The sequence below is a fragment of the Enterobacter sp. Acro-832 genome, from assembly GCF_011752745.1.
In the GTDB taxonomy this organism is placed as follows: domain Bacteria; phylum Pseudomonadota; class Gammaproteobacteria; order Enterobacterales; family Enterobacteriaceae; genus Enterobacter; species Enterobacter quasiroggenkampii.
The window spans coordinates 20,975-34,915 of record NZ_VWWX01000008.1 but is presented as its reverse complement, the minus strand read 5'-3'; the positions used below and the strand labels follow the sequence as shown (position 1 = coordinate 34,915).

At 56.3% G+C, this 13,941-nt stretch carries 12 protein-coding genes; 5 read left to right on the top strand and 7 right to left on the bottom strand.

Annotated features, from left to right (window positions below; genetic code table 11):
- Positions 1–27 precede the first annotated feature (27 nt).
- Positions 28–1,137: a maltose/maltodextrin ABC transporter ATP-binding protein MalK gene (malK, locus tag F3J31_RS20545; protein ID WP_008500080.1), complete on the bottom strand. Its 1,110-nt coding sequence runs from the start codon at positions 1,135–1,137 to the stop codon at positions 28–30.
- Positions 1,138–1,507: 370 nt separating this feature from the next.
- Here malK and malE point away from each other — a divergent pair, with 370 nt between their 5' ends.
- The 3 genes from malE to malG all read left to right on the top strand — a co-directional run bounded on the left by malE (position 1,508) and on the right by malG (position 5,268).
- Positions 1,508–2,698 carry a maltose/maltodextrin ABC transporter substrate-binding protein MalE gene (gene malE / locus F3J31_RS20540; RefSeq protein WP_045909150.1) on the top strand — a complete coding sequence of 397 codons (1,191 nt, stop codon included), beginning with the start codon at positions 1,508–1,510 and terminating at the stop codon, positions 2,696–2,698.
- A gap of 120 nt (positions 2,699–2,818) precedes the next feature.
- Positions 2,819–4,363, top strand: coding sequence for a maltose ABC transporter permease MalF (malF, locus tag F3J31_RS20535; protein WP_048030187.1), 1,545 nt, complete (start codon positions 2,819–2,821; stop codon positions 4,361–4,363).
- Between the two features lie 14 nt (positions 4,364–4,377).
- Complete coding sequence (gene malG / locus F3J31_RS20530) at positions 4,378–5,268, top strand: maltose ABC transporter permease MalG (protein WP_008500077.1); 891 nt, start codon at positions 4,378–4,380, stop codon at positions 5,266–5,268.
- 97 nt (positions 5,269–5,365) lie between these two features.
- Here the strand turns inward: malG and psiE are convergent, their stop codons facing one another.
- Positions 5,366–5,776 (bottom strand): phosphate-starvation-inducible protein PsiE, encoded by a 411-nt coding sequence (gene psiE, locus F3J31_RS20525; protein WP_000202963.1) that lies wholly within the window; start codon positions 5,774–5,776, stop codon positions 5,366–5,368.
- A gap of 96 nt (positions 5,777–5,872) precedes the next feature.
- Here psiE and F3J31_RS20520 point away from each other — a divergent pair, with 96 nt between their 5' ends.
- Entirely contained in the window at positions 5,873–6,325 is a 453-nt protein-coding gene (locus F3J31_RS20520; RefSeq protein ID WP_028015127.1) for an acyltransferase, read from the top strand.
- A 77-nt stretch (positions 6,326–6,402) separates the two neighbouring features.
- Here F3J31_RS20520 and F3J31_RS20515 read toward each other — a convergent pair whose 3' ends face one another.
- The 5 genes from F3J31_RS20515 to pgi all read right to left on the bottom strand — a co-directional run bounded on the left by F3J31_RS20515 (position 6,403) and on the right by pgi (position 12,193).
- Entirely contained in the window at positions 6,403–8,499 is a 2,097-nt protein-coding gene (locus F3J31_RS20515) for a YjbH domain-containing protein (RefSeq protein ID WP_023345255.1), read from the bottom strand.
- Positions 8,499–9,236, bottom strand: coding sequence for a capsule biosynthesis GfcC D2 domain-containing protein (locus F3J31_RS20510; protein WP_167215029.1), 738 nt, complete (start codon positions 9,234–9,236; stop codon positions 8,499–8,501). The genes F3J31_RS20515 and F3J31_RS20510 overlap by 1 nt, the downstream gene beginning before the upstream one ends.
- Positions 9,233–9,871: a YjbF family lipoprotein gene (locus tag F3J31_RS20505; protein WP_024906676.1), complete on the bottom strand. Its 639-nt coding sequence runs from the start codon at positions 9,869–9,871 to the stop codon at positions 9,233–9,235. Before F3J31_RS20505 ends, F3J31_RS20510 begins: the two co-directional genes overlap by 4 nt.
- Before the next feature lie 63 nt (positions 9,872–9,934).
- Positions 9,935–10,177: an exopolysaccharide production protein YjbE gene (gene yjbE / locus F3J31_RS20500; protein WP_008503423.1), complete on the bottom strand. Its 243-nt coding sequence runs from the start codon at positions 10,175–10,177 to the stop codon at positions 9,935–9,937.
- A 366-nt stretch (positions 10,178–10,543) separates the two neighbouring features.
- Entirely contained in the window at positions 10,544–12,193 is a 1,650-nt protein-coding gene (gene pgi, locus F3J31_RS20495) for a glucose-6-phosphate isomerase (RefSeq protein WP_167215026.1), read from the bottom strand.
- 374 nt (positions 12,194–12,567) lie between these two features.
- Between pgi and lysC the strand changes: the two genes are divergently transcribed.
- Positions 12,568–13,917: a lysine-sensitive aspartokinase 3 gene (lysC, locus tag F3J31_RS20490; protein WP_045909145.1), complete on the top strand. Its 1,350-nt coding sequence runs from the start codon at positions 12,568–12,570 to the stop codon at positions 13,915–13,917.
- Positions 13,918–13,941: the final 24 nt, after the last annotated feature.

Genomic DNA, 13,941 nt, shown 5'->3' with positions numbered 1-13,941 from the left:
CGGTTTCGTGTCTTCTTTTGGGATTGCTTAAACGCCTGGCTCTTTGTGCAACCGACGACATGCAGTGCCATCCTCACGGAACAGATGGCAGCGCTCTGGCGGCAAGCCGATAGCGAATGTGGCACCCTCTTCTACCAACACCACGTCATTCTGGCGGTAGACCAGGTTCTGACGGATGGCGGGGATCTGGATATGAATCTGTGTTTCGTGACCAAGCTGTTCGACGACCTGAACCTCACCTTCCAGCGTCACATCGGCGATGTGGCTCGGCAGTAAATGCTCAGGACGAATACCGAGGGACATGTTTGCCCCCACCTGTACGTTGGCGCTGTCGACCGGCAGCCAGACCTGCTGGCGGTTTGGCAGCTCCACCTGTACCTGTTCAATCGCTGTCGCGGTCACTTTGACGGGCAGGAAGTTCATTTTTGGCGAGCCAATGAAGCCCGCAACAAAGCGGTCTGCCGGGTAGTGATACAGCTCCAGCGGTTTGCCCACCTGCGCCACGCGGCCGGCATCCAGCACCACAATTTTGTCGGCGAGGGTCATCGCTTCGACCTGATCGTGGGTGACGTAAATCATCGTGCGGCCAAGACGCTTGTGCAGACGGGAGATTTCGATACGCATCTGGACGCGCAGGGCGGCATCCAGGTTGGAAAGCGGTTCGTCGAGCAGGAAGACGCGCGGCTCGGCGACCAGGGTACGGCCGATCGCCACACGCTGACGCTGACCGCCGGAAAGCGCTTTCGGCTTACGCTCCAGCAGGTGCGCCAGCTGTAACACTTCCGCCACCTGCGTCACGCGCTGGTTAATGACCTCTTTCTTCGCGCCGGCCAGCTTCAGACCAAAAGACATGTTCTCGGCGACGGAAAGATGGGGATAGAGAGCATAAGACTGGAACACCATGCCTACGCCACGTTCGGCAGGCGGGATGTCATTCATTCGGGTATCACCGATCAGCAGGTCGCCGCTGGTGATGGTTTCAAGACCGGCAATCATACGCAGCAGAGTTGATTTACCGCAGCCTGATGGGCCGACAAATACCACGAATTCACCTTCGTGGATGTCCAGATTGATGTCTTTCGACACCACAACGTCACCCCAGGCTTTCGTTACATTACGCAGCTGTACGCTCGCCATGCCCTTCTCCCTTCGTTACAACCTGTCACCGACAGAAACATTCAAGATAAGTTCACTATGGGGTATGCATTACTTTCCCGAATCCTCCACCCCCCGGCTTTTTTATGGGGGAGGAGGCGGGAGGATGAGAGAGCAGGCTCTGCGACCGGCACGGGCGGGCCAGGGCAAAATTCGTGAAGCCGCCTGCAAAATTCAGTGCGTTTTTATGTGCGCCAGCACTCATAACTTAAATTTATGCAACGGAGATCACACAAACGGGGGGTGGGGCGTAGGGGTTGGGAGGATGGAAAGAGGATGTCAAATAAGGAGACTGAGTCACGTTGAACCACTGAAGTCATACCACGAGACATCACCAAAAAGGATGGCAGATATGAATATCAAGACTGGCGCACGCGTTTTCGCATTGTCCGCCCTCGCAGCAATGATGATTTCCGCACCGGCGCTCGCCAAAATTGAAGAAGGCAAACTGGTTATCTGGATTAACGGCGACAAAGGCTATAACGGCCTGGCCGAAGTGGGCAAAAAATTCGAGAAAGACACCGGCATCAAAGTGACCGTAGAGCATCCGGACAAACTGGAAGAGAAATTCCCGCAGGTTGCGGCAACCGGCGACGGCCCGGACATCATCTTCTGGGCGCATGACCGTTTCGGCGGTTACGCGCAGTCTGGCCTGCTGGCTGAAGTCACCCCGGACAAAGCGTTCCAGGACAAACTGTTCCCGTTCACCTGGGATGCCGTTCGCTATAACGGCAAGCTGATCGCGTACCCTGTCGCGGTCGAAGCCCTGTCTCTGATTTACAACAAAGACCTGGTCCCTAACCCACCGAAAACCTGGGAAGAGATCCCGAAACTGGATAAAGAGCTGAAGGCGAAAGGTAAATCTGCTCTGATGTTCAACCTGCAAGAGCCGTACTTCACCTGGCCGCTGATTGCTGCCGACGGCGGTTACGCATTCAAGTTTGAAAACGGCAAATACGACGTGAAAGACGTGGGCGTCGACAGCGCAGGTGCGAAAGCGGGCCTGACCTTCCTGGTTGACCTGATCAAGAACAAACACATGAACGCGGATACCGATTACTCCATCGCGGAAGCGGCGTTCAACAAAGGCGAAACCGCGATGACCATCAACGGTCCGTGGGCCTGGACCAACATCGATAAGAGCAAAATCAACTACGGCGTGACGCTGCTGCCAACCTTCAAAGGCAAGCCGTCTAAACCGTTCGTTGGCGTGCTGAGCGCAGGCATCAACGCTGCCAGCCCGAACAAAGAGCTGGCGAAAGAGTTCCTCGAAAACTACCTGCTGACCGATCAGGGTCTGGATGAAGTGAACAAGGACAAACCGCTGGGCGCCGTCGCGCTGAAATCTTTCCAGGATCAGCTGGCGAAAGACCCACGTATCGCGGCCACCATGGATAACGCCCAGAAAGGCGAAATCATGCCGAACATCCCACAGATGGCCGCATTCTGGTACGCCACCCGTACCGCGGTTATCAACGCTGCAAGCGGTCGCCAGACCGTTGATGCCGCGCTGAAAGATGCTCAGGGTCGTATTACTAAGTAAGCAGAAAAACGGCGGGTGGCGCATGCGCTTACCCGCCCTACGACTACGGCACGATCCGTAGGTCAGGTAAGCGCAGCGCCACCTGACGATAAGATTCCACCGTTGTAGAGGAAGAACCCCATGGATGTCATTAAAAAGAAACGCTGGTGGCAAAGCGACGCGCTGAAGTGGTCAGCGATCGGTCTGCTGTGCCTGCTGGTGGGTTACCTTGTTGTTTTAATGTACGTACAAGGGGAATATCTGTTCGCCATCATGACGCTGATTTTAAGCTCTGCTGGCCTGTATATTTTCGCCAACCGTAAAGCCTACGCCTGGCGCTATGTCTACCCTGGCGTGGCCGGGATGGGGCTGTTTGTCCTGTTCCCGTTGATTTGTACCGTCGCCATTGCGTTTACCAACTACAGCAGCACCAACCAGCTTGCGCAGGAACGCGCGCAGCAGGTCCTGCTGGACCGCTCATACCAGGCAGGCAAGACCTTTAACTTCGGCCTCTATCCTGCAGGCAACGAGTGGAAGTTAGCGCTCACTGACGAAGCAAGCGGGAAATACTATGTCTCTGACGCCTTCAAATTTGGCGGCGAGCAGAAGCTGGCCTTAAAAGAGGCGCAAGCCCTGCCGGAAGGTGAACGTGCCAACCTGCGCGTCATTACCCAGAACCGTCAGGCGCTGACCCAGCTCACCGCCGTGCTGCCGGACGAAAGCAAAGTGATCATGAGCTCGCTGCGCCAGTTCTCAGGCACCCAACCGCTCTATACCCTGGCGGATGACGGCACGCTGACCAACAACCAGAGCGGTGTGAAATATCGTCCGAATAACGACATTGGTTTCTATCAGTCCATTACTGCCGACGGCAAATGGGGTGATGACAAGCTCAGCCCGGGCTACACCGTCACCATCGGCTGGGACAACTTTACCCGCGTGTTTACCGACGAAGGCATTCAGAAACCGTTCTTCGCCATCTTCGTCTGGACGGTGGTCTTCTCCGTACTGACCGTGATCCTCACCGTGGCCGTGGGCATGGTGCTGGCCTGTCTTGTCCAGTGGGAATCCCTGAAGGGCAAAGCGATCTACCGCGTGCTGCTGATTCTGCCGTATGCCGTGCCATCGTTTATCTCGATTCTGATTTTCAAAGGGCTGTTTAACCAGAGCTTCGGTGAAATCAACATGATGCTGAGCGCGCTGTTCGGCATCAAACCGGCCTGGTTCAGCGACCCAACCACCGCCCGCTCGATGATCATCATCGTCAATACCTGGCTGGGCTATCCGTACATGATGATCCTGTGCATGGGGCTGCTGAAGGCCATCCCGGATGACCTGTACGAAGCTTCGGCGATGGATGGTGCGGGCCCGTTCCAGAACTTCTTTAAGATTACGCTGCCGCTGCTCATCAAGCCGCTCACCCCGCTGATGATTGCCAGCTTCGCCTTTAACTTTAACAACTTCGTGCTGATTCAGCTGTTGACCAACGGCGGCCCGGACCGCCTGGGCACCACCACGCCAGCAGGCTATACCGACCTGCTCGTGAGCTACACCTACCGTATCGCCTTCGAAGGCGGCGGCGGTCAGGACTTCGGTCTGGCGGCGGCGATTGCCACCCTGATCTTCCTGCTGGTAGGCGCACTGGCGATAGTGAACCTGAAAGCCACGCGTATGAAATTTGACTAAGGAGGGCACTGAACATGGCTATGGTACAACCCAAATCTCAGAAACTGCGCCTCCTGGCGACGCATTTAGGCCTGCTGATTTTTATCGCGGCGATCATGTTCCCGCTGCTGATGGTAATCGCCATCTCCCTGCGTTCGGGTAACTTCGCCACCGGGAGCCTGATCCCGGACGAAATCTCATGGGAGCACTGGAAGCTCGCGCTGGGCTTCAGCGTGGAGCACGCGGATGGCCGCGTCACGCCGCCGCCGTTCCCGGTGCTGCTGTGGCTGTGGAACTCGGTGAAAATCGCAGGCATTACTGCGATCGGTATCGTGGCGCTGTCCACCACCTGCGCTTACGCCTTTGCCCGTATGCGTTTCCCGGGCAAAGCGACGCTGCTGAAAGGGATGCTGATTTTCCAGATGTTCCCGGCGGTGCTGTCGCTGGTGGCGCTGTACGCCCTGTTTGACCGCCTGGGCCAGTACATTCCGTTTATCGGTCTGAACACCCATGGCGGCGTGATCTTCGCCTACCTTGGCGGAATCGCACTGCATGTGTGGACCATTAAAGGCTATTTCGAAACCATCGACGGCTCGCTGGAAGAAGCGGCCGCGCTGGATGGAGCTACCCCGTGGCAGGCGTTCCGCCTGGTGCTGCTGCCGCTGTCGGTGCCGATTCTGGCGGTGGTGTTTATCCTGTCGTTTATCGCTGCGATCACCGAAGTACCGGTTGCCTCACTGTTACTGCGTGATGTGAACAGCTACACCCTGGCCGTGGGTATGCAGCAATACCTCAACCCGCAAAACTACCTGTGGGGCGACTTTGCCGCGGCGGCCGTACTCTCTGCCATCCCGATTACCGTGGTGTTCCTGCTGGCGCAGCGCTGGCTGGTCAACGGCCTGACGGCGGGCGGTGTGAAAGGTTAAGTTTCATTGTGTTATGCCACTGCAACCCTCAACTTTAGACGTATTGTATTGACCCAACTTGTGACTGTTGTTAGGCGGCCTCCGGGCCGCCATTTTTTTATTCGCGTTTCAGCCGCTTCGAGTTACACAGCCAGAGGGTGATCACCAGCAGCAGGATCGCCGCCGAGTAGATCAGCACGTCGAGCGGGGATTTATGATCGACGATGATCAGCCGCACAATCGCGGTGATCCCGATGTAGACAAAATAACGCAGCGGGAAGTGAAAGCCAGACTGAAAATACTTCACAATCAGGGCGATAAATTCAAAGTAGAGAAAGTAGACCACCAGTCCTTCCACCAGCGCATATTTGCTGGTTTGTTCAGGGGCAAACAGCACATCCGCCAGATGCACCGTCTCCTTACCCAAAAAGACGACCAGTATCAGGCCAAGGCTCAACAGACCGAGGTTAAGCACGGTCTGGAGGATAGTTGAGATAAACTCAACGCGCGGGCGAGTCAGGGATGTCATACAGCACCTCATTCTCCAGGGCGAGGTTTCTGTATAACGCAAAAATGTGACGGAGATCTATATTTTTTAATTATGTTTTATGTAGGGAGGTAACCGATGGATCGTAAACCAACCGGGGTTCGCAACGTGACGTGCGGCGACAATGTGACCGTATATGAACCCACTAATCTTTACGACTGTGTACTGGGCAACGGCGTGTTCGTCGGCCCGTTTGTTGAAATTCAGGGCAATTCGCGCATCGGTGACGACAGCAAAATTCAGTCGCACACCTTCATCTGTGAGTATGTGACCATCGGTAAGCGTTGCTTTGTTGGCCATGGCGTGATGTTTGCCAACGATATGTTTCGTGAGGGGAAACCGAACGCCGACCGGACCAGTTGGGGCCACATTACCATCGGAAATGATGTGTCGATTGGCAGCGGTGCCACCATCCTGGCGGTCTCCATTTGCGACGGAGCGGTGATTGGGGCGGGAAGCGTGGTGACGAAATCGATCGTCGAGAAAGGTGTCTATGCCGGGAACCCGGCGAGGCTGCTGCGCCGCTTGTGATTCGCCCGGTGGTGCTGCGCTTACCGGGCCTACAAAACCGTAGGCCGGGCAAACGCAGTGCCGCCCGGCGTGAAGCATCAGCGGAAGTTAATGTTCTTATCGCTCGTCATATCATACAGCTGGAACTTACGTCCAAGCTGCTGACCGCCGTCGCGCGTCAGCGGCGTCCAGCCGATGGCCGCGCGGCTGCGGGTTGGACCGGATGAGAACAGATCCAGCGGAATCGACACGTAAACCCCTTTGGTGAAGTCCCCTTCCCCGTACTCGTCCGGCGAGACGTTGGTAATGGTGGCGTAGCCGCCCACCACGACGCCGCTGTCGAAGTGTTTGGAGATATCCAGCGTGCCGCCCTTGTCGCCCGCCAGGTACTGGCCGACGCTGGCTTTCACCAGCACGTCAGGCGCGAACGACGGCGTCCAGTAGGCGGTCAGGTGGCCGGTTTTGACGCTGTAGTCGGTGAACTTCATCATGTCCTGGGCGCTGCGCCAGTCACGCTGTTTGACGTAGTTGGCATCAATCCCGAACGCCCAGTTGCTGTCGACAGGACGATAAAGCACTTCTGCCCCCGCGCCGCCGTACATGGTCTCCAGATACCCGCCGTACACCTGGCCGTAGAAGCCATTGCCGAAGTACTGGAAGTAGTTGGCCTGCAGGTTATTCACGTAAGCATCGTTCTGCACGTACTCACGCACGCGGGTACGCACGCGCGGCAGCGTCGAGTCTTTTGGCGGATTGGTGTAGTTGAACTTGTCGTAGTTGTTGGCGATGTTGCCGAACAGGCTGCCAGTGGTCAGCAGGTGGTCGGTGAGCCACAGATCCGCCGTCGCCATGACGCCCAGCTGATACATGTAGAAGTTTTCCGGCCCGCCGACGGACTGGTTCAGCACCGGATCGATATGGAAATCGAAGCGCGACTTGTCGATATACCAGCCCTGCTCGGTGGTCTCCGGCACGATCGGCTCAACGCGTTTTTGTACCAGCTCGGTTTCATGCCCAAGCGGTTCGCCCTCCAGGTGGCGCTTAAGGCTGGCAACGTCCGTTTCCGTCGTCACCTGCGGCAGGTTGAGACGATTCTCCGTCACGCGGATCGTGCGGATCCCGTCCGGGAGATCGTTCATGATGATCCGGTTGGCGCGTTCGATCCCTTCCCGCGAGTCGCGGTATTTCACCTGCTCGCCGGTCACGTACAGCGTATCGCCTTTCACCTGAATTTTCGGATCCGCCAGACCGGCATTGTATTTCAGCAGCGTCAGCTGGTTTGCCACCACGGAGTGCTGCAGAATCGCATCCTGCGGCTCCGGCTGGTATGCAGGCCGCGCGTTATCATTGTAGTGCGGCCGCATGTCGTTAAAGTTGGTGCGCAGCGTGAAGCCAAACATCACCGTATTGCCGCGCTCGTAGCTGAGGTTAACGTCGGCCCAATCGGTGACGCGATAAATGGCGCCGACGTTAAACTTGCTCTTCTGCTCAATTTTCCCGGCGAAGTCCTGCGAGTAGTCATTCCCCTCGTACTCCAGCTTCAGGCGTAACGGCTGCCAGGGCGTCTGATATTCAACGCCGCCAAACAGTGACGCCGGACCGTGGAACATCTGGTCACCGTTGATGGATCCCGCTTTCTGGTAGCTGTTATCGCGGTAGCAGTATTTATCGCTGTAGGAGCAAAACGGGTTTTTCACGTTGCCGCTGGTGCCGAGATAGCCCCATCCCAGACCGAGTGAGAAATCAAACGGTCCCCAGGCCTTGCTGGCCACGATGTATTCCGCATCAAACAGGCCGGTACCGCCGATATCTTTGGCGCCCACGGAGACCTGCGGCATCCAGTAGCTCTCTTCCCACAGGCGCAGCTTGACGTCGAAGGCTTTGTCTTTGTAGGTCTGATCCCCTGAGAACGCCTCGACGCTGCTGTATTGTTTCGTCCGCACGTCGGTATAGCGCAGGGTGGTTTCAAGCCACGGGAACAGCTGCACCGACGCCGAGTAGTAGCGATACTGGTCGTTATCACGGTAGTTAAGGCTAATTTCCCCTTCACGCGCCATACGCGCGGTGGGCGTTTGCAGTAAACCGACGCCGCCGAAGTCTGACTGAGACGGGCCAATGGGTGCCGGATACGTTTCTGCATGGCAGGCGGCACTCACGCAGAGCGCCAGCATGCTGTAGAGATAGGTTCTTTTCATTATTCCGGTATCCGCTGAATCAGGGAGTGAAGGATATCGGCGTTAAGCCCGTCATACGCCTTCGTCCAGAAATGGTCGGCAAAACCGACAAAAATAATGCTGCCCGGCATGGGTTCGATATGACGCTTATTCCAGTAAGCGACAGGGGCTTTTTGCGTGTGGCCGTCAGGGTAAACCACCCAGGCGTAGCTGTTATCCGCGCCGCTCAGCAGACTCTGCTCGTCGAGATAGCTCGCCACGTCACGACCGGGGGTAAAGGGCTTCTTACCTGGGCTGCTGATAAGCCCCATCACGGTCACCGTCGTCGGCTTCGCCGGAAGCCAGAGCGTATAGTCCCCTTCCAGCGTGGGGTTGCCGTTTTCCGTGACGCGCACGTCATCCGGGTCAAGATTGACGTTCTGTCGGCCCGTCACCTTCAGCGCCTGCAGTTGCTGACGGACGCTATTAATGGCCGCCGCGTCGTCGCCATCTTCCTGATCCGCGAGTCCCGTTAGCCTGGCAAGAAGCGCCTTGTGCTGCTGTTCCGCTTCCACGGTCTTCTGCCGTTCAGCGATGACCGCGCCTGGCCACCAGCTGTTGGCGAGCCTTGGCTGTCCGACAAGATCGAGCAGATGCTCGGCGTGGGTTAAGGTTTTGGGTTTTTCACTGTCCGGCGTGTAGACCTTTACTGTCCCGGCGGACCATGCCAGCGGCGCGGCAAAACTGGCGATAAGCGCAACGTGAATGAGCGTTTTCATGATTTCGCCGCCTTGATCAGGGTGGTTTTGACCGGGAAGAAACCGGCACCGAGATACTGTAAGGACTGACGGATCTGCCCTTCCTCGTCGATCCAGAAGCGGTTATGCCAGGTGGCCTGGTCGGTGGTGACCTCTTCATCCAGCACGCGAACCTGCGTTTCGTCGCTGCCGACTTTCACGCTGTCGGTGCCGTCCCAGCGGAAGGTCGAGCGTGCCGTGGCGTAACGCACCTGCTTGTGTTCGGTCCAGCCCATCGTGCGCGTCCAGCCTGCGCCGTCGGCGATCTGGTTCGGCTTGATCAGCGGGTCGTCGGCGATATTATTCACCTCCAGCAGGTTATCGCCGCCCAACAGGGTTTTCACGATACGGCCATGCTGCGTCACGATGGTGGCCTGATCCTGCGTCACCCATTTCTGCTGCCCGTTTTCATCGAAAGCGAGCACCACAAACAGTTGCGGGCCATCGTTAAGCTGCATGTACTGACTGGCATAGGGCATGTTCTGAAGTTCGTCATCGGTCAGATGCACGCCCGGTGTGCCGAACAGGCTTTCCCACAGTGAGTTTCCCAGCCCTTTAGTGGTGGCCGAGCACGCCTGCAGCAGCAGGCAAATCAGAATGATTGCAGGTCGCTTCACGACTCTTCTCCGAAGGGGCGAAATAACCACACCGAAGTGTGGTTATGATTAAAACACCCGCTATTACTGGGTGCTGGTTGTCGTGGTGGTCGTGGTTCCGGTGTTGGAGCCATCACCGCCACCGGTTGCCGCCAGCGCGACACCCACGGCTGAACTTACGGTGCTGGCGCTGGCTGCGGTAGAACTCCCCGCAGACGCAGACGTCGCAGCCGACCCTGCCGCTTCCCCGACCTGAACCGGAGCTGCATAGACAGATGTCGCCGCAAGCGCAGATATGGCAAAAATGCCATACAGTACTTTCTTCATAACAATTTCCCTTCAATGAATGAATGGAGATTTGCCCGAAAAGAATTTCAGGCGGAATCGAGTATACACAACTACTGCCGCGGGTTTGCCGTAAGGGGAAATAGGGAGAGGGTTTTCGGACTAATGGATAAAATCGAAATGAAAGGAAAAACAGGAAAATATATAACCAATAAAAATCAAAAAGTTATAATATAGAGATATTAACTGACTTCTGCGTATTTTCTTAAAATAAACCGCAGCAATTAACGGGTTAAGCGTCTTTTTCGGATTAAACTCAGAACCAGAATTTGAGTTAACTAACAGACATCAGGAATTATCCGATAAAAAATGCCGGCATTAAGCCGGCACGTTTTCATGACGTTTTAATTACGCACGCCATGCTTTATAACGGTTGATCAAACCATTGGTCGAGCTGTCATGGCTGGTAATCGCTTTATCATCACCCAGCTCTGGCAGAATACGGTTTGCCAGCTGTTTGCCCAGCTCAACGCCCCACTGGTCAAAGGTGAAGATGTTCAGGATCGCGCCCTGCGTGAAGATTTTGTGCTCGTACAGAGCAATCAGCGCACCCAGGCTGAACGGCGTGATTTCGCGCAGCAGGATGGAGTTGGTTGGACGGTTGCCTTCGAACACTTTGAACGGGACAACGTGGTCCAGCGTGGCCGGATCTTTACCCTGGTCGCGGTATTCCTGCTCTACCACCTCGCGGGATTTACCGAACGCCAGCGCTTCGGTCTGGGCGAAGAAGTTGGACAGCAGCTTCGGATGGTGATCGGACAGCGGGTTATGGGTGATAGCCGGCGCGATGAAATCGCACGGTACCATTTTGGTGCCCTGGTGAATCAGCTGGTAGAAAGCATGCTGGCCGTTAGTACCCGGCTCGCCCCAGATGATTGGGCCAGTCTGGTAGTCCACCGCGTTGCCATTACGGTCCACGTATTTACCGTTGGATTCCATGTTGCCCTGCTGGAAGTACGCAGCAAAGCGGTGCATATACTGGTCGTACGGCAGGATCGCTTCGGTTTCAGCGCCGAAGAAGTTGTTGTACCAGATCCCGATCAGCGCCAGCAGCACCGGCAGGTTTTTCTCTGGTGCGGTGGTGGAGAAGTGTTTGTCCATCGCGTGCGCGCCGGAGAGCAGCTCAACGAAGTTGTCGAAGCCCACGGACAGGATGATGGACAGGCCAATTGCAGACCACAGAGAGTAGCGGCCACCAACCCAGTCCCAGAACTCGAACATGTTCGCGGTGTCGATACCGAACTCGCTGACGGCTTTACCGTTGGTAGACAGCGCCGCGAAGTGTTTCGCCACGTGCTTGTTGTCGCCCGCGGTTTTCAGGAACCAGTCGCGCGCGCTGTGGGCGTTGGTCATGGTTTCCTGGGTGGTAAAGGTTTTAGACGCAACCAGGAACAGGGTGGATTCCGGGTTCACGTTCTTCAGCACTTCGGCAATGTGGGTACCATCGACGTTAGACACAAAGTGCATATTGAGGTGGTTTTTGTACGGACGCAGCGCTTCGGTCACCATGAACGGGCCGAGGTCAGAACCGCCGATACCGATGTTTACCACGTCGGTGATCGCTTTGCCGGTGTAGCCTTTCCAGCTACCGGAGATGATCGCTTCGGAGAAGGTTTTCATCTTTTCCAGCACCGCGTTCACTTCCGGCATGACGTCTTTGCCGTCAACGATGATTGGCGTATTGCTACGGTTACGCAGAGCGACGTGCAGCACGGCACGGTCTTCGGTGCGGTTGATCTTCTCACCGGAGAACATGGATTTGATGGCGTCCGCCAGCTCGGTTTCTTTCGCCAGATCCTGCAGTTTTGCCAGCGTCTCTTCGGTAATGCGGTTTTTAGAGAAATCCACCAGCATCAGGTCGTCGAAAGTCGCGGAGAACTTGTTGAAACGATCGGCATCTTTCGCGAACAGATCCGCGATGGTGACGTCTTTCATTTCATCAAAATGTTTCTGGAGTGCCTGCCAGGCAGCGGTCTGCGTTGGGTTGATGTTTTTCATTAGCAATACTCTTCTGATTTGAGAATTGTGACTGCGGTCGATTGTAGCGCCTGCAAATAAAAATTGTGATGGTTTTTATGCCATTGCCCTGGCCTGCATCAAACACAGGTGAAAAGACCCGAAAAGTATAGCTGCTGAAGCGCCTTCCAGGAGCGGTGAAATGTCGGTCAAAATGCCCTAAAACGGAGCATAAAATCTGGCCCTGTTATAAGTCCTGTTTCTCAGGGGTACCCCCCCATAAAAAATCCGCATAATCCCAGCATTGACAGGACCTCCCCCGCATTTTATTTATAGGGCCGTATTTTGCGCCTGCACCTGTTTTCGTTTCACTCTTGTGCCAAGGTCGCTTATTCATTCCCTGACACGAGGTTGTTATGACGAGTTTTGTGGTCGCCAAATTTGGCGGCACCAGTGTGGCCGATTACGATGCCATGAACCGCAGCGCCGATGTGGTGCTGGCCGATCCGAATACCCGCCTGGTGGTGCTGTCTGCATCTGCCGGCGTGACGAACCTGCTGGTTTCTCTGTCTGAAGGACTGGAAGCGACAGAACGTTTCGTGAAGCTGGATGCACTGCGCAAAATTCAGTTCGACATTCTTGAGCGTCTGCAGAACCCGAACGTCATCCGCGAGGAAGTGGAACGTCTGCTGGAAAACATCACCACCCTGGCAGAAGCCGCCTCACTGGCCACCTCCACCGCCCTGACCGACGAACTGGTCAGCCACGGTGAGCTGATGTCCACCCTACTGTTTGTTGAAATCATGCGCGAGCGTAACATTCAGGCGCAGTGGTTTGACGTGCGTAAAGTGATGCGCACCAGCGACCGCTTTGGTCGCGCCGAGCCGGACGTTGAAGCACTGGCCGAGCTGACCAATCAGCAACTGGCCCCGCGTCTGGCAGACGGTATCGTGATCACCCAGGGCTTTATCGGCAGCGAAGCGAAGGGCCGCACCACCACGCTTGGCCGTGGCGGCAGCGACTACACCGCCGCGCTGCTGGGCGAGGCCCTGCATGCCACGCGCGTGGATATCTGGACTGACGTTCCGGGTATTTACACCACCGACCCGCGTGTCGTTTCCGCGGCGAAACGTATTGATGTGATCGCGTTTGAAGAAGCGGCGGAAATGGCCACCTTTGGTGCGAAAGTGCTGCATCCGGCAACGCTGCTGCCTGCCGTACGTAGCGATATTCCGGTCTTCGTCGGCTCCAGTAAAGATCCGAAAGCGGGCGGGACGCTGGTCTGCAAGAAAACGGAAAACCCGCCGCTGTTCCGCGCCCTGGCCCTGCGCCGTCGCCAGACGCTGGTCACGCTGCATAGCCACAATATGCTGCACTCCCGCGGTTTCCTGGCGGAAGTGTTTGGCATTCTGGCGCGCCACAATATCTCCGTGGATCTGATCACCACCTCTGAAGTGAGCATTGCGCTGACGCTGGACACCACGGGCTCTACCTCAACCGGTGATACCCTGCTGACGCAGTCGCTGCTGATTGAGCTGTCTGAGCTGTGCCGCGTGGAAGTAGAAGAAGACCTGGCGCTGGTTGCCATCATCGGTAACAAGCTGTCACGCGCCTGCGGCGTGGGCAAAGAGGTGTTTGGCGTGCTCGACCCGTTCAACATCCGCATGATTTGCTACGGTGCGTCCAGCTATAACCTCTGCTTCCTGGTGCCAGCCGATCAGGCCGAGCAGGTGGTGCAGAAGCTTCATCAGAATTTGTTTGAATAAGCGCAAGAATGGCCCGGGCGTTTT